The following is a 15698-nucleotide window of genomic DNA, read 5'->3' on the forward strand; positions in this document are numbered from 1 at the left end:
CAAATCCAACCCAGTATTTTGTTGCGCATGGCCCGAACTTTGCTGGTTACCAATGATTTCCCGCCGCGGCCGGGAGGTATCCAGTCGTATCTGCAGGCGCTGGCCGGTGAACTGCCGCCGGATGACCTGGTGGTCTACGCGCCGCGCTGGCGCGGCGACAGCCATCTGAAGTTCGATGCCGGGCAGAAGTTCCAGGTCGTTCGTCATCCCACCACGCTGATGCTGCCGACTCCGCTCGTGCTGCGCCGCGCCGCGCGGCTGTTGCGCAGCGAGCAGTGCGACACGGTGTGGTTCGGGGCGGCGGCGCCGTTGGCGCTGATGTCGCCCGCGCTGCGCCGTGCGGGCGCCGATCGCGTTCTGGCCAGCACCCACGGCCACGAGGTCGGCTGGTCGATGCTGCCCGGCGCCAGGCAGGCGCTGCGGGCCATCGGCGAGCACACCGATGTGGTCACCTATGTCAGCCGCTACACCCGCCGCCGGTTCGCGTCCGCGTTCGGCCCGAACGCGGCGCTCGAGTATCTGCCGCCCGGCGTCGACTCCGAGGTCTTCCGCCCGGATCCCGCCGCGCGCGCGGAGCTGCGCGCCCGGTACGGCTTGGGCGATCGGCCGACCATCCTGTGCCTGTCCCGGCTGGTGCCGCGCAAGGGCCAGGACGCGCTGATCCTGGCGATGCGCGATATCCGTGAGCGAGTGCGGGGCGCGGTCCTGGTGATCGCGGGTGGCGGCCCGTTCGAGGACAAGCTGCGTGCCCTCGCGGTCGCCGCGGGCGTCACCGAGGACGTGGTGTTCACCGGCCGCGTCCCGTCCGGCGAGCTGGCCGCGCATCACACGCTGGCGGACGTCTTCGCCATGCCGTGCCGGACCAGGGGCGCGGGGCTGGACGTGGAGGGGCTCGGCATCGTCTACCTGGAGGCGTCGGCGTCCGGCGTCCCGGTGGTCGCGGGCAATTCCGGCGGCGCGCCGGAGACGGTGATCGAGGGCGAGACCGGTCGCGTGGTGGACGGCCGTTCGGTGCAGCAGATCGCCGACGCCCTGGTGGAGATCCTGTCCGACCGGGACGCCGCCGCGCGGATGGGCGCGGCGGGACGCGCGTTCGTCGAGCGGCAGTGGCGGTGGGACGTGCTGGGCGCGCGCCTGCGACAGCTGCTGCGGTGATCCGCGTCGCATCTACTACGCTCAGCGGAGTGAGCAGTATCCAGGTCGCAGACCAGACCTTCGTCGCCGCATCGGGTGCCGCCGTGGCCGAGCTGCTGGCGGGACCGACCAATTGGCGCCGCTGGTGGCCGGACCTGGCCCTGGAGGTCAGGGAGGATCGGGGCGAGAAGGGTATCCGCTGGTCGGTGACGGGTGCGCTGACCGGGACCATGGAAGTGTGGCTGGAACCTTCGCTCGACGGGGTGATCCTGCACTACTTCTTGCACGCCGAGCCGCAGCCCGCGCTGCCCGGGGGCAAGCTGGCCGCCGCCAACCGGGCGCGCCGGGTCGCGGGCAGGAACATGTCGTTCGAGTTGAAGTCCCGGTTGGAGGCGGGCCGTCCCGCCGGTGTCACTCCCGCGCCCCAGCCTTGATCCACCGGCAACGACGCTGAAAGGAACCGCTGTCCGCATGGCCGACAGGACCCAGAGATCGATTGTCATCGAGGCCCCGTCGCAGCAGGTGATGTCCGTCATCGCCGATCTGGAGTCCTACCCGGAGTGGGTGTCCGCGGCGAAGTCGGTGGAGGTGCTGGAGACGGGGCCGGACGGTATGGCAAAGACCGCGCGATTCGTGCTGGACGCCGGGGTGGTCAAGGACACCTACGTGCTGTCCTACGACTGGCGCGCCGACCGCAAGGCGGTCAGCTGGCGGCTGCTCAGCGGCGAGTTGCAGAAGGCGCAGAACGGCACCTACGAGCTGATCGAGCGGCCCGGCGGCACGGAGGTCGTCTACACGCTGACCGTCGATCTGAACATTCCGATGATCGGCATGTTCAAGCGGAAGGCCGAGAAAGTGATCACCGATACCGCGCTGAAGGAACTGAAGAAACGGGTCGAAGGCTGACCGCGCACACGACCCGGGTCGAACTGTTCGTCGGCAAGGGCGGAGTCGGCAAGACCACGCTCGCGTGCGCCACCGCGATGGCCGAGGCGGCGGCGGGCCGTCGCGTGCTGATCGCCTCGCTGGATCAGGCGCATTCGCTGGGCGACGCGCTCGGTTTCCGCTTCCCGCACGATCCCGGCACCGTCACCGGTATCGCCACCGTGCTGCCCGGCCTGGACGTGATCGAGATCGATTCGCTCGCGCTGCTGGAGGACCGGTTCCGCGACGTGGTGCGTCTGGTCTCCACCGGCCGCGGGCACGAGCACGGTTTCGACCTCGCCGCGCTGGATCCGGCGGAGCTGACCGGCTTGCCCGGCGTGCAGGAACTGCTGATGCTGGTGGAGATCGCGCAGTTCGCCGCGGAGGACGACTGGGATCTGATCGTCGTCGACTGCCCGCCCTCGGCGGACATGCTGCGCATCGTCACCGCGCCCGGCACCCTGCTCGGCTACGTGGAACGGATCTGGCCGCCGCACGCGCGGGCGATGAGCGCCGCGGGCACCGACCTGCGGCGCGCCGTGCTCGCGGCCACGGTGGAGCGAATCGTCAAGGCGGTCACCGAAGTTCGCGATCTGCTCGCCGACCACCGGCGCACCGGCGCGCGGCTGGTCACCCTCGCCGAGCGGGTCGCGGTGGCCGAATCGCGGCGGGTGCGTTCCGCCGCGGCGCTGCTGGGCCTGCGGCTGGATGCCGTGGTGGTGAACAAGGTGCTGCCCGATCTCGCCGCGCCCGACGGAGCCGAACATCCGGCGGCGCGGTGGTATTCGGACCGGCGCGGCGAGCAATCGGCCGTCATCGCCGAGTTGCGGAGCATGATGCGGGGTATTCCGGTGGTGATCGCGCAGCACACCGGCGCCGAGCCGATCGGGCTGAATTCGCTGGCCGCGCTGTCACAGGCGATGGACTCGGCGGGCGACACCGGAGACGCTGCGCTTATGCTGAGCGACAATCAGACGGAGGTCGACGCGAGTTCCGGCGAACCGCTGGTTCTCCTGGAATCCGGCACCGGATCGCGGTCGGTGTACGCGCTGCGCATGCACCTGCCGGTGGTCGACGCCGCCACGTTGCGCCTTGGCCGAGTGGAGGACGATTTGATCGTGGGAGCGGACGGTGTCCGGCGCCGGGTACGCCTGGCGCCGGTGTTGCGGCGGTGCACGGTCGACGGCGCCGAACTCGAGGACGGATATCTGGTGGTCCGCTTCCGGCCCGATCCGCGGGTCTGGGCGCACGCGTCCGAAAGTCACGGCCATGAGCGCTGATCCGCACTCGCCCAGGGGCGAGCGAGCAGGCGGCCCGACCGCGCCCGACGGTGTCGCCGAGTTCGCCGAGGAGCTGAAACTGCTGGCCGAAGCGGTGCTGGAGCGGGTCGAGCCGGTGCTGCGGCGCGCGGCCGACGGACAGGTCGAGTGGTCGAGCTGTAGCTGGTGCCCGGTGTGCGCGGCCGCGGCGCTGGTGCGCGGTGAGCATCACGAGGTGCTGGCCGCGATCGCCGATCACGGCACCGCGATCGTCACCGTGCTGCGCGAAGCGCTGGCGGGAGTGCCGGTCGAGCCCGTCATGCCCACCGACGCCGACCCGAAGACCGGCGCGCCGCATCACCACGATCGACGCGGGGACGACGACGGCCCCCGTTACGTCGACATTCCCGTGACGATCAAGGTATGACGCAGCAGATGGCCGGTACGCGATCGCTGACCGTCGGAATAGACGTCGGCGGCACCAACATTCGGGCGTCGGTGATCGACGACAGCGGCGAGGTGCTCGACACGGTCCAGGCGCCGACGCCGCATTCCGCGCGAGCGCTGGAGGACGCGCTGGACCGGGCGGTGCGCGAGCTGTCCGGCAGGCATCCCATCGGCGCGGTCGGCTTGGCGGTCGCCGGGTTCATCAACGGCGACCGCTCCACCGTCCGGTTCGCCCCGCACCTGCCCTGGCAGGACGCCCCGGTCGCCCAGCGCCTCACCGAACGACTGGAACTGCCGGTGATCCTCGAGCACGACGCCAACGCGGCGATGTGGGCCGAGTACCAATTCGGCGCGGCCGCGGGCGGGCACAACGTGGTGCTCGTCGCCATCGGCACCGGTATCGGCGCGGCCCTGCTCATCGACGGCCAGCTGTACCGCGGCTCGCACGGCGTTGCGCCGGAACTGGGTCATCTGCAGGTCGTTCCGCAGGGGCGGGCCTGCCCGTGCGGCAAGCGCGGATGCTGGGAGCGCTACTGCAGCGGAACCGCTTTGGCCGAGACCGCGATCGAGATGCTGGCCAGCGACACCGTGCGCTCCGTGCTGGCCAGGGACGTGGCACGCGATCCAGGCTCGCTGACCGGGCGGCGGGTCGCCGGCGCGGCGCAGGACGGCGACCCACTCGCTGTCCGGGTGATGGCCGACTTCGCGCGCTGGCTCGGGCTTGGGCTGGCGTTCGTCAGCGACATCTTCGATCCGGACCTGGTGGTGATCGCGGGCGGGGTGAGCAGTTCGGCGCCGCTGTTCCTGGACGAGGCGCGCGAGGAGTACGCGCGGGCGATCACGGGCGCGGGGCACCGGCCGCTGGCCCGCATCAGGACCACCCAGCTCGGCGAGGCCGCCGGCATGATCGGCGCCGCCGATCTCGCCAGGGCGGCGCTGCCCTCGGACGCGCGCAAGTCCGCGCGCGTCGCGCGGACCAGCGGTTGACTCCGCCGCCGCGAGCCATCGCGGACCGCCGCGACACGCCGGTGCGCACCATCGGTCGGCGTCGGGGCCGAAGTGTGGTGAGATTCGCCGCTGCGGTTGGATGTGATCTTGCACCAGCGGTAAAGTCGGCAATTGACGCAGGTGCCCGCTACTATCCCGGTCCCGGGGGAAGGACGTCATGTTCTACTGGCTGCTGAAGTTCGTGCTGCTGGGACCGTTCATTCATCTCTACAACCGGCCTACGGTCGAAGGTGTGGAGAACATTCCGGCGGACGGGCCGGCCATCATGGCGGGTAACCACCTCTCCTTCGCCGACTGGCTGTTCGCGCCGCTGCTGAGCCCGCGGCGGATCAACTACCTCGCCAAGGCCGAGTACTTCAACACCCCTGGCATCAAGGGCCGGTTCCAGAAGTTCTTCTTCAGCGCGTCGGGGCAGTATCCCATCGACCGCAGCGGCGCCGACGCCGCCGAGGACGCGCTGAACGCCGCCCGCAAGCTGCTCGACCAGGGCCGTCTGGTCGGCCTCTATCCCGAGGGCACCCGCTCCCCCGACGGCCGCCTGTACAAGGGCAAGACCGGCTTGGCCCGCCTGGCGCTGGAGACCGGCGTCCCCGTCATCCCGGTCGCGGTCATCGGCACCGACGAGGTCAGCCCGCCCGGACCGTTCCGCTGGCGCCGCAGGAAGGTGACCGTCAAGTTCGGCGAGCCCATCGACTTCTCCCGCTACGAAGGCATGGGCGGCAACCGCTTCGTCGAGCGCGCCGTCACCGACGAGGTCATGTACGAGCTGATGCGGCTCACCGGCCAGGAGTACGTCGACGTCTACGCCCACAGCCTGAAGAAGGGCGTCCCCAGCGGCAGCCGCCCGGCGTCCGTCTCCGTCCGCATCCCGGACACCGCCGCGGGCTGACCCGAAGCCTCGCAACGGCCCCGAGACAGTTCTCGGGGCCGTTTTCGTATCGGCTGAATGCCTGCCCAGCGCGGCTCCGCTACCGCGGCACCTCAGGGTGGGCCGCCGCGCCGTCGGGAAGTCCGCCGCCGCTCGAGCCGTGGCGGCCTTCCGTGTACGTCTCGGAACTTGTTGCGACGTCGAGTATTCCGAGTTCGGCAGCGTGACCGACTCCGGACGCGCAAGACGCACCGGAGGAGAGGGGCCGAGATGGCGTTGCCCACAACGTAAGGAAACGCCAAGGTTTTATTCGGCGGAGAAGGGGAGACTGCGGAGCATGTTCAAGAAGTTGCTGGCGGCGGCCGGGGTCGGTGGGGCCGAAGTGGAGACCGAGTTGTTCACGCCGGGGGTGCAGCCCGGGGGCACCGTGGAGGGGGTGATCCGGTTGCGGGGCGGGGCGGTCGCGCAGGACATCACCCAGGTGGCCGTCGAGTTCGTGACCAGGGCCGAGCAGGAGTACGAGGATCACGAAGGCGTGCGCGACATCGCGTTCGGCCGTGCCGGGGTCCACGGGCCGTCGCATCTGCCCGCGGGTGCGCCGCTGGAGTTCCGGTTCGCGGCCCGCGCGCCCATGGAAACACCGATCACGTTCTACAACGGACGGCACCTGCCCGGCACGGTGGTCTCGCTGCGCACGATCGTGGAGATCCACGGCGCGGTGGACGCCGCCGACACCGACCCGATCGGCATCGGCGCGCTGCCCGCCCAGCACGTGCTGCTGGAGGCGGTGGAGCGCTTGGGTTTTCACCTGCGCAGCGCGGACGTCGAATCGGGCCGGGTGCACAACACGCCGCAGACGCTGCCGTTCTACCAGGAGATCGAGTTCACCGGCGCACCGAACTACCCCCGCTTGAACCAGCTCGAGGTGACTTTCGTCCCGACCGACACCGGCATGAGCGTGGTCCTGGAGGCGGACAAACGCGGCGGCTGGCTCTCCGAGGGCCGCGACGTCTTCGACGCCCTGTGGGTGGACTACCAGCAGCTCGGCGGCGTGGACTGGGCGGGCGAACTGCACCACCGTATCGCGCGCCTGGCGCACTGAGCCCTGGTTGTTGTCCGCCCGGACCCGGCCCGTTCACGCGCCGTTGAGGTAGTCGCGGCAAGGTTGCCTCATGACCGGCTCGGACTCGAGACCATCCCGGCGAACCGTACTGCGCGCCTCCGCACTCGGACTGGTGGCGGCCCCCGCGCTGGCGGCATGCGCACGGGACGACGGCCCGGCGCTGGTGCGGCAGCGTCCGGCGCTCACCCACGGAGTCGCGGTGGGCGATCCACGCACGGACGGTGCGCTGATCTGGGCTCGCGCCGATCGCCCCGCCACGTTGCTGGTGGAAACCGCGGCTACCGAATCGTTCCGCGACCCGAAGCGTTTCACCGGGCCGCTGCTCACGCCGGAGTCCGACGGCACCGGCCGGGTACGCGTCAACGGCCTGCCCGCCGGGGAGCAGGTGCACTACCGGGTGACGCTGCGCGGCGAGGACGGCGCCACCTCCGAACCGGTCACCGGCGTCTTCCGCACCGCGCCAACGGCCGCGTCGGATATCCGGCTGCAGTGGTCCGGTGACGTCGCGGGCCAGGGGTACGGCATCAACCCGGAGCTGGGTGGCATGAAGATCTTCGCCGCCATGGCCGCCCGCGACCCGCACCTGTTCCTGCATTCCGGCGACTCGATCTATGCCGACGGACCGCTGCGGGAATCGATCACCCTTCCCGACGGCCGGATCTGGCGCAACGTCGTGAGCGAGGCGAAAAGCGCTGTCGCGCAGACTTTGGACCAGTTCCGCGGCAACTACGCCTACAACCTGACCGACGAGAACTACCGCCGCTTCAACAGTTCGGTCGCGCAGGTGGTGCAGTGGGACGACCACGAGACGGTGAACAACTGGTACCCCGGTGGCTTGGTCGCCGAATCCAAGGGCTACACCGAACGCGCCATGGACACCCTGGCCACCCGCTCCTGGCAGGCCTTCCACGAGTGGATGCCATTGGAACCGAGGGAAGCGGTGGACGGCCGCCTGTACCGCAAGATCGCCTACGGCCCGCTGCTCGACGTCTTCGTGCTGGACATGCGCACGAACAAGGACGCGAACACCGCGAACACCGGACCCGACGGACGCATCTTCGGTCCGGCACAGACGAAGTGGCTCGTCGACAGCCTGCGCGAGTCCACCGCCACCTGGAAGATCATCGCCAACGACCTGCCGCTCGGCCTGGTCGTCGCGGACGGTGAGCAGAAGAACGCCACCGCATTCGAAGGACCAGCCAACGGCGATCCAGGCGCACCGTCGGGCCGGGAGCGCGAGATCGCCCAGGTGCTGTCATCGATCAAGGCGAACAAGGTGACCGGCGTCGTCTGGCTCACCGCCGACGTGCACTACACGGCGGCGCACCGCTATTCGCCCGAGCGCGCGGCCTTCACCGACTTCGACGAGTTCTGGGAGTTCGTCTCCGGCCCGCTCAACGCGGGCGCGTTCGGCCCGAACCAGCTCGACGGGACGTTCGGTCCGGAGGCGGTCTACGTCCACGCTCCGCCGGTGCAGAACAGCTCACCGCTGGACGCCTTCCAGCATTTCGGCGAGGTGCGCATCGACGGAAGATCAAGGGAACTGACCGTCGATCTGTGCGACGCCGCCGGATCCGTCCTGTTCAGCAAGAGCCTTGCGCCCGCGTCGCGATGACACCCGACTTCGGGGAAGCGGCGCGGGCCGCGCTGTGGTTAGCTTTTCTGCCATGAGCACGCCGCACATTGTCTCCAACGCCGAGGAATACCTCCCCCGCGATACCGCCGATGTCGTTCGCACGGTGCGGGATTCACGCGGGCGAACGGAACGGTTGATGGTGCGCGGCGGCGAGCTGATCGACGAGGGGCTCACGCTGCCCGCCCAGCCGACCGTGGTGTCGCTGCGCCGGATGAACCAGGTGCTGGACATCAACCTGGGCCGGCGCACCGTCCGGGTGCAGGCGGGCGCGAAACTGTCCGATGTCGACCGCAGGCTCGGCGCGCACGGACTCGGCCTGCCCATCGTCGGCGACCACCGCGACATCACCGCCGGCGGCTTCGCCTCGGTCGGCGGCGTCAGCGCGGCCTCGCACAAACACGGTCTGTTCATCGACCAGATCGTCGATCTGGAGTACGTCGACACCGACGGGCGCATCGGCACCTGCGGGCGCACCCACCACACCGAGCGGTTCCAGCGCATCCTCGGCGCTGGCGGCCGGGCGGGCATCATCACCGCGCTCACCCTGGACGCCATCGAGATCGACAAGGAACGCACCTGGCTGACCACGCACGCGGACCGGTTCCTCGACTTCGACTCCTTCGTCGAGCACGCCCACGCGGAGATCCTGCGCCCCGGCAACGCCGAACTGCAGGTCGGCCGCTGGGTCGACACGGCGCCGCTGAAGGTCGCGCGCCCGGTGGGCACCGGCCACGTGCAGCTGGGCACCGTGCGCTTCGGGCAGTGGTCGAGCCTGTACCCCACCGCGCCGACCAGAGGACTGCGCGCCCGGCGTGAGGTCGGGTCGCGGGCGCGGAAATCGCTGGGCGCCATCGCCTCCGCCGCGCCGGGCAAAGCGGGCATGCCCGTGCGCAACGCGGCCGCGGGCGCGGTGCTGTTCGCGCCGAAGGTGCAGACCCTCCGCGATGCCGAGTATCTGGCCGACACGGCGCTCAGCTCGTCCGAGCGTGGTCCCGCCTACCGGGTGGGCGTTTTCGCGCCCCTGTCGAGCTACACGTCGGTGTTCTACCGCCTGCACGACCTGTTCTCCGGCCACCGCGAGCGCACCGGCTGCTTCACCGTCATCTCCGCGATGACCTACGGCGTCCGCTCCCGCTACCTGCGCGCCGAATCCGCCGCCCGCGGCCTGCCCGCCGAGGACCACGGCCTGATCACCTTCACCTGCCGCCTGCGCCCCGCCGCGCTCCCGTCGGAGCAGCTGCGCGACATCGTCTCCGGCATCGAGGAGATCTGCCGCTCGGAGAACTCGCTTCGGTACGAAGCGGAGTAGGCGCCGTCCCCCACCGTCCCGTGGATCCGGTGCGCCCGGACCACGGTCGGTGGCTGGAGCAACTCGTCTGTTCGCGGCCATTCACACAACAGCGCCGTGAGCCGAACCAGTAACCATCGGCGGAATTCCGGAAACGCCACCGGTAGCGAGTCCCCGTGCGACATAGTTGTAAACGCTCGCGTTCCCTACTTATACGCGGGCGTACCCTACTCCATGTTCGTGATCGGATCAGAGACTTCATGAGGACGAGCACATCTGCCGCGGCGATCAGCGCATTCGCCATTTCAGCCCTGGTCGCGGGGACCGCGGCCTGCTTTCCGGCAACGGCCTACGCCGACGACGCACCCGCCGCAGACGCACCGGGCGTGATCACGGTGGACACCACCGGCGACGAGGCAGTGGCCGATCCCCGAAGCGGGCAATGCCGCACGGTCTCCGGCGCCTGCACATTGCGCGCCGCGGTGCAGACGGCCAATGCCCATCCCGGTAGCACCATCGCGCTTCCGGCCGGTCGATATGTTCTGACGATAGCCCCCGACCAGCGAAAAGTGCAGGGGCGCAACCCCGATGCGACGACAGGAGACCTGAACCTCACCGCGCCGACGACGGTGCGCGGCGCCGGTCGCGATCGAACGGTGCTGGACGCCGACGGGATCGACCGGGTGCTCAGCGTCTCCGCGCCCGTGACATTGACAGGTTTGACCGTCACCGGCGGAGTCGCCGCCCAGCACGAGATCCCGTTCTACGACACCGGCGGGGGCGGCATCGCGAATTCCTCGGATCTCGTCCTCGATGACGTCGTAGTCCAGGGCAACAGCGCCGGATACGGCGGCGGCATCTTCAACGTGCCGGGCTCGGACCTGAAGACGCGGAACACGGTCATCACCGGCAACTCCGCGGGCGAGGCGGGCGGCGTGCGGTGCGACAACACCTGCGCCTTCACCGACACCACGATCACCGGCAATCGCGTGGTCGACCCCGGGGTCTGGTACCGCCCTGGCGGATTCGCCGGTCGTGGCGGCGGCGTCGACGTCCGAGGCAGGGGCGTGGTGACGTTCGATCGCGCGACGATCACCGGGAACACCGCTTCCGACGGCGGCAGCGGCATCAACGTGGCGCCCGCCTACCTCGACACCCTTCCGCGCCGGCTGACCGACCTGGTCGGCGTCCCGCTCGGCACGGTCGTCCTGCGGGACTCCACCGTTCTCGGGAACAGGTCCGGCGCCGCCGTGGTCAACTGCGTCGAGGTGTTCGCGAGAATCGTCTCCGAAGGCGGCAATACCAGCGACGATGCGTCCTGCAACCTCACCGGGGCCGGCGACAGAGTCCTGCCCTAGCCTGCGGGCGTCGCCGGACCGAGCAAGGCGCGATGGATGTACACGACGGCTTCCTCGAGCTCGAGCAAGTCTCCTCCGGCCCGGAGGGTTCGTCGGATGGCCTCGTTGGTCGCATCGGTCACCGCGAGGTACGCGTGGTCCGGAACGGAGGGATCGACCGGGCCCGCCGTCGCACGCCACGATCGGATGAAACCGGCGAACCAGTGCTGGCACCGTTCGAACGACTCGATCGCGCGCGGTCCGGCCACGGCGGTCTCCAGATAGAAGGCACGGGCGAACGACGGCTCGTCCCGCAGCAGAGTGAGGTATTCGCGTATGCCGCGGTGAAGCGCTTCGAGCGGCTCGACGGGTTCGGCCCGGATCTGTTTCATCACTTGCCGCAGATGATCGATCATCAGATCGCGGCCGGTCTCGGCCGCCGCGAGGAAGCAGGCTTCCTTGTCCGGGAAGTGCTGGTAGAAGGTCCGGCGCGAAACCTTCGCCGTCGCGGCGATGTCCGCGACCGTCGCATCGAGGTAGCCGCGCTCGGCGACCACGACCGTCACGCCGAACAGCAGACGCTGACGTTGCGACCCCGTCACCAGCTCGCGAGCCAGTCCGTGCGGCCCGTGCGGTAGGGCCTTCAGGGTCGGCTCCAGCAACTTCTCTCCCACCCACACCTTCATATCAGGTGCGGGCCGCGCAGCCATACGAACTCCACTGCTGCGGCAGCTCATCACACACGAAAACGGCCCCACCGGATAACCGGTGAGGCCGTTTCGGTGCGATATCGGCTCAGTGCTTCTCGGGCCCGAGGTAGTACTCGAACACCAGGCCCGCGGCGGCGGTCAGGATGCACACGACGCCGATGCCGATCAACCAGAACTGGAAGAAGGCCAGGCCGAGGGCGGTCACCGAACCGGCGGCGGCCAGGGTGATCGGCCAGAAGCTGCCGGGCGAGAAGAAGCCGAGGTCACCGGCGCCGTCCACGATCTCGGCATCTTCGTAGTCCTCCGGGCGCAGGTCGAGACGACGGGCGACGAACCGGAAGTAGGTGCCGATGATCAGCGACAGACCCGCGGTCAGCACCATGGCCGTGGTGCCCGCCCACTCGACACCCGTGCGCGACTGACCGGTGAAGAAGCCGTAGACGCCCGCGATGATGACGAAGAACACCGTGAGCAGTTCGAAAATCCGCGCTTCGATCTTCATGTCAGATCAATCCTCACTTGCTCTCGGCCGAGGCGGCGCTCTTGGTGTCGCGCCTGGTGTTGAACGGCGCGGTGGACGTGGCGACCGGGGACTCCCCGATGGACTCGAGCGCCTCGGCGTTGGTCTTGCCCGCCTGGCGCGCGTCCAGGTACTTGGTGAACTTCTCCGGCGTGACCGCGCGGACCTCGAAGTTCATCATCGAGTGGAAGGTGCCGCACATCTCGGCGCAGCGACCGACGAACGCGCCTTCCTTCTCGATCTTGGTGATCTGGAAGACGTTGTCGGAGTTGTTCTCCTTCGGGTTCGGCATCACGTCGCGCTTGAACAGGAACTCCGGCACCCAGAAGGCGTGGATCACGTCGGCGGCGGCGAGCTGGAACTCGATGACCTTGCCGGTCGGCAGCACCAGGACCGGGATCTCGTTGCTCGAGCCGATCGTCTCGACCTTGTCGTAGTGCAGGTAGGACAGGATGTCGTTCTCCGGCTTGCCGTGCACCGGGCCCGGCTGCGGGTGACCGTCCTTGGTCCGCTCCTCGTATCCCTCGAGCTGTTCCTGGTTCAGCGCCTCACGCGAAGCGTCGATGCCGTCGAACCGGTAGCCGTCCTTGAAGTCGACGTTGCGGTAGCCGAACTTCCAGTTCCACTGGAAGGCGGTCACGTCCACCGTGACATCGGGGTTGTCCACCTTCTCCTGCACGTAGCCCTGCACGACCACGGTGAAGTAGAACAGCACGGCGATGATGACGAACGGGATCGCCGTGTAGGTCAGCTCCAGCGGCACGTTGTAACCGGTCTGGCGGGGGAACTCCGGGGAGTCGGCCTTCTTGCGGTGGAACGCGACGGTCCAGAAGGTCAGGCCCCAGACCAGCACGCCCATCGCCAGCGCGGCGACGACCGACCAGGTCCACAGTTCCCGCATCCGGGTGGCCTGCGGCGTGATGCCCGACGGCCAGCCGAACCGCAGCCAAACATTGTCGATCGAGCAGCCCGAGACGAGCAGCGCGGTGATCCCCAAGGACACCGCCAGCCCGGCCCGCCGAAGGATGCGGCCTGGGGGACGGTTGGCCGGCGGAGCCGGCGGGGCGGGTGAGTACAGCCCAGCCCGGGCGGATCGTGCCCCGATCTCTTCGCTCGCCTTGTGCGCCACGCTCACGCCTTCCTGGTCGCCACACATTCCGACAGTGCATCGTCGGGGCTGCGATCTACCCCGGCGATACGTCCTAAGCTCGTTTCAGGCACCCTCTCGACCAGCGCTTGACGCGCGGGTCGCCTGAGAGAGACCTGAGTACTACGCAGCGTAGACCAAACGCACCCCTCGGTCGTCGTCGGGTCGGCTTCGACACCTCGGGGAGCGCAGCGCGATCAGCGTCACCAGCGATTCCGCCCGCGACGTGATGCGCACGACGCGCGAAGGCCACGGGTGCGGCATACTCGGACACTAGATTTCGTTCCCCTGCGCCCCATCCGGTGCGCGCGTATCCCGACTGCGAGAAATGAGGTTGCCGACGCCGTGTGTGGACTGCTCGGATTCCTGGCATCTGACGAGGCGGCACCTGGCACGGTGGAGCAGGTCTACGAGGCCTTGCACTGCGTGCGTCATCGCGGCCCCGACGAGCGCGGCACCTGGCACGACGACCATGTGATCTTCGGCTTCAACCGCCTGTCGATCATCGACATCGAGCACTCGCACCAGCCGCTGCGCTGGGGCCCGCCCGAGCAGCCCGACCGCTACGCGCTGACCTTCAACGGCGAGATCTACAACTACCTCGAGCTGCGCGCCGAACTCGCCGAGGCGCACGCCGCCGAATTCCCGGACGGCGAGATCTTCCGGACCGAGGGCGACAGCGAGGCCATCGTCGCGGCATTCCACTACTGGGGTCCCGAGGCGGTGCGGCGGCTGCGCGGCATGTTCGCCTTCGCGATCTGGGACACCGAGACCGAAGAGCTGTTCCTGGCCCGCGACCCGTTCGGCATCAAGCCGCTGTTCCTGGCCACCGGGCCGGGCGGCACCGCGTTCGGCAGCGAGAAGAAGAGCCTGCTGGAACTGCTGCCCGCGCTCGGGTTGAGCGACACGCTGGACCCGAGGGCGCTGGAGCACTACACGGTGCTGCAGTACGTGCCGGAGCCGGAGACGCTGCACAAGGACATCCGCAGGCTGGAATCGGGCAGCTACGCCACCGTGCGGCCCGGTGCGGCGCCGGTCGTCACCCGGTACTTCACCCCGAAGTTCCCGGTGCGCCCGTTCACGCCCGGTTCGGCGGCGGCGCGCTACCGGGAGATCGCCGCGGCGCTCGAGGACTCCGTCGCCAAACACATGCGCGCCGACGTGACGGTCGGCTCGTTCCTCTCCGGCGGCATCGACTCCACCGCGGTCGCGGCGCTGGCCATGCGGCACAACCCGAAGCTGATCACCTTCACCACCGGGTTCGAACGCGAGGGCTACTCGGAGGTGGACGTGGCCGCCGAGAGCGCCGAGGCGATCGGCGCGCGCCACGTCGTGAAGGTGGTCTCCCCCGCCGAGTTCGCACAGGCCATCCCGGAGATCGTCTGGTACCTCGACGACCCGGTGGCCGACCCGGCGCTGGTGCCGCTGTACTTCGTCGCGAAGGAGGCGCGCAAGCACGTCAAGGTGGTGCTCTCCGGTGAGGGCGCCGACGAGCTGTTCGGCGGGTACACCATCTACCGCGAGCCGCTGTCGCTGAAGCCGTTCGAGAAGCTGCCCCGCGGTCTGCGCAGGCTGGCGGGCAAGCTGTCGGACCGGATTCCGGACGGCACCAGGGGCAAGAGCCTGCTGCACCGCGGCTCGCTCACCCTCGAGGAGCGTTACTACGGCAACGCGCGCAGCTTCAACGACGCCCAGCTGCGCGCCGTGCTGCGCGAGTTCCGGCCGGAGTGGACCCACCAGGACGTCACCGCGCCGCTGTACGCGCAGTCGCGCGGCTGGGACCCGGTGGCCCGGATGCAGCACCTGGATCTGTTCACCTGGCTGCGCGGCGACATCCTGGTCAAGGCCGACAAGATGACCATGGCCAACTCGCTGGAACTGCGCGTGCCGTTCCTGGACACCGAGGTGCTGAAGGCGGCGGAGGGGCTGCCGTTCGATCAGAAGATCACCAAGGAGACGACGAAGTACGCGCTGCGTCAGGCGCTGGAGGGCATCGTGCCGCCGCACGTGCTGCACCGCGCCAAGCTCGGCTTCCCGGTCCCGCTGCGGCACTGGCTGCGCGGCACGGAACTCTACGACTGGGCGCAGCAGCAGATCGCCGAATCGCAGACCGACCATCTGCTGAACAAGGCCGCGATCAGCGAGATGCTGGTCGCGCACCGGGCGGGGACCGCGGATCACAGCCGCAGGCTGTGGACCCTGCTGGTGTTCATGGTGTGGCACGGCATCTTCGTCGAGGACCGGATCAAGCCGGAGATCCAGGAGCCGGTCTACCCGGTCTCGCTCTGAGATACCCG

Annotated in this window: 15 protein-coding genes; 12 read left to right on the forward strand and 3 right to left on the reverse strand. The window is 69.2% G+C overall.

Features of this window, described 5'->3' with window-relative positions:
* Positions 1-27: 27 nt before the first annotated feature.
* The 11 genes from NB3_RS11140 to NB3_RS11190 all read left to right on the forward strand — a co-directional run bounded on the left by NB3_RS11140 (position 28) and on the right by NB3_RS11190 (position 11045).
* Positions 28-1155: a glycosyltransferase family 4 protein gene (locus NB3_RS11140; RefSeq protein WP_067800638.1), complete on the forward strand. Its 1128-nt coding sequence runs from the start codon at positions 28-30 to the stop codon at positions 1153-1155.
* A 29-nt stretch (positions 1156-1184) separates the two neighbouring features.
* Entirely contained in the window at positions 1185-1568 is a 384-nt protein-coding gene (locus NB3_RS11145) for a polyketide cyclase / dehydrase and lipid transport (RefSeq protein WP_067800641.1), read from the forward strand.
* 37 nt (positions 1569-1605) lie between these two features.
* On the forward strand, positions 1606-2040 hold the full coding sequence (locus tag NB3_RS11150; protein WP_067800644.1) for an SRPBCC family protein: 435 nt from the start codon (positions 1606-1608) through the stop codon (positions 2038-2040).
* Positions 2041-2063: 23 nt separating this feature from the next.
* A complete protein-coding gene (locus NB3_RS11155) occupies positions 2064-3338 on the forward strand; it encodes an ArsA family ATPase (protein ID WP_084486166.1) in 1275 nt (424 codons plus the stop codon).
* Positions 3328-3744 carry a hypothetical protein gene (locus NB3_RS11160; protein WP_067800649.1) on the forward strand — a complete coding sequence of 139 codons (417 nt, stop codon included), beginning with the start codon at positions 3328-3330 and terminating at the stop codon, positions 3742-3744. The genes NB3_RS11155 and NB3_RS11160 overlap by 11 nt, the downstream gene beginning before the upstream one ends.
* Positions 3741-4751 (forward strand): ROK family protein, encoded by a 1011-nt coding sequence (locus NB3_RS11165; protein WP_067800651.1) that lies wholly within the window; start codon positions 3741-3743, stop codon positions 4749-4751. The genes NB3_RS11160 and NB3_RS11165 overlap by 4 nt, the downstream gene beginning before the upstream one ends.
* A gap of 178 nt (positions 4752-4929) precedes the next feature.
* Positions 4930-5661, forward strand: coding sequence for a lysophospholipid acyltransferase family protein (locus tag NB3_RS11170; RefSeq protein WP_067800654.1), 732 nt, complete (start codon positions 4930-4932; stop codon positions 5659-5661).
* 316 nt (positions 5662-5977) lie between these two features.
* Positions 5978-6742 carry a sporulation protein gene (locus NB3_RS11175; RefSeq protein ID WP_067800657.1) on the forward strand — a complete coding sequence of 255 codons (765 nt, stop codon included), beginning with the start codon at positions 5978-5980 and terminating at the stop codon, positions 6740-6742.
* Between the two features lie 70 nt (positions 6743-6812).
* The gene (locus NB3_RS11180) at positions 6813-8378 is read left to right on the forward strand and encodes an alkaline phosphatase D family protein (protein ID WP_067800660.1); all 1566 of its coding nucleotides are present in this window, start codon (positions 6813-6815) and stop codon (positions 8376-8378) included.
* A 52-nt stretch (positions 8379-8430) separates the two neighbouring features.
* Positions 8431-9708, forward strand: coding sequence for an FAD-binding oxidoreductase (locus tag NB3_RS11185; protein WP_067800664.1), 1278 nt, complete (start codon positions 8431-8433; stop codon positions 9706-9708).
* Positions 9709-9947: 239 nt separating this feature from the next.
* Entirely contained in the window at positions 9948-11045 is a 1098-nt protein-coding gene (locus NB3_RS11190; protein WP_067800667.1) for a CSLREA domain-containing protein, read from the forward strand.
* Here NB3_RS11190 and NB3_RS11195 read toward each other — a convergent pair.
* From NB3_RS11195 to ctaC, 3 genes are all read right to left on the reverse strand, one after another.
* The gene (locus NB3_RS11195) at positions 11042-11698 is read right to left on the reverse strand and encodes a TetR/AcrR family transcriptional regulator (RefSeq protein WP_169810673.1); all 657 of its coding nucleotides are present in this window, start codon (positions 11696-11698) and stop codon (positions 11042-11044) included. The genes NB3_RS11190 and NB3_RS11195 overlap by 4 nt on opposite strands.
* 121 nt (positions 11699-11819) lie before the next feature.
* The gene (locus tag NB3_RS11200) at positions 11820-12236 is read right to left on the reverse strand and encodes a cytochrome c oxidase subunit 4 (protein WP_067800673.1); all 417 of its coding nucleotides are present in this window, start codon (positions 12234-12236) and stop codon (positions 11820-11822) included.
* Between the two features lie 13 nt (positions 12237-12249).
* The gene (gene ctaC, locus NB3_RS11205; protein WP_244891877.1) at positions 12250-13383 is read right to left on the reverse strand and encodes an aa3-type cytochrome oxidase subunit II; all 1134 of its coding nucleotides are present in this window, start codon (positions 13381-13383) and stop codon (positions 12250-12252) included.
* A gap of 363 nt (positions 13384-13746) precedes the next feature.
* Here ctaC and asnB point away from each other — a divergent pair, with 363 nt between their 5' ends.
* Positions 13747-15690: an asparagine synthase (glutamine-hydrolyzing) gene (asnB, locus tag NB3_RS11210; RefSeq protein ID WP_067800675.1), complete on the forward strand. Its 1944-nt coding sequence runs from the start codon at positions 13747-13749 to the stop codon at positions 15688-15690.
* Positions 15691-15698: the final 8 nt, after the last annotated feature.

This window comes from Nocardia beijingensis NBRC 16342, from assembly GCF_001612785.1.
Lineage (GTDB): Bacteria > Actinomycetota > Actinomycetes > Mycobacteriales > Mycobacteriaceae > Nocardia > Nocardia beijingensis.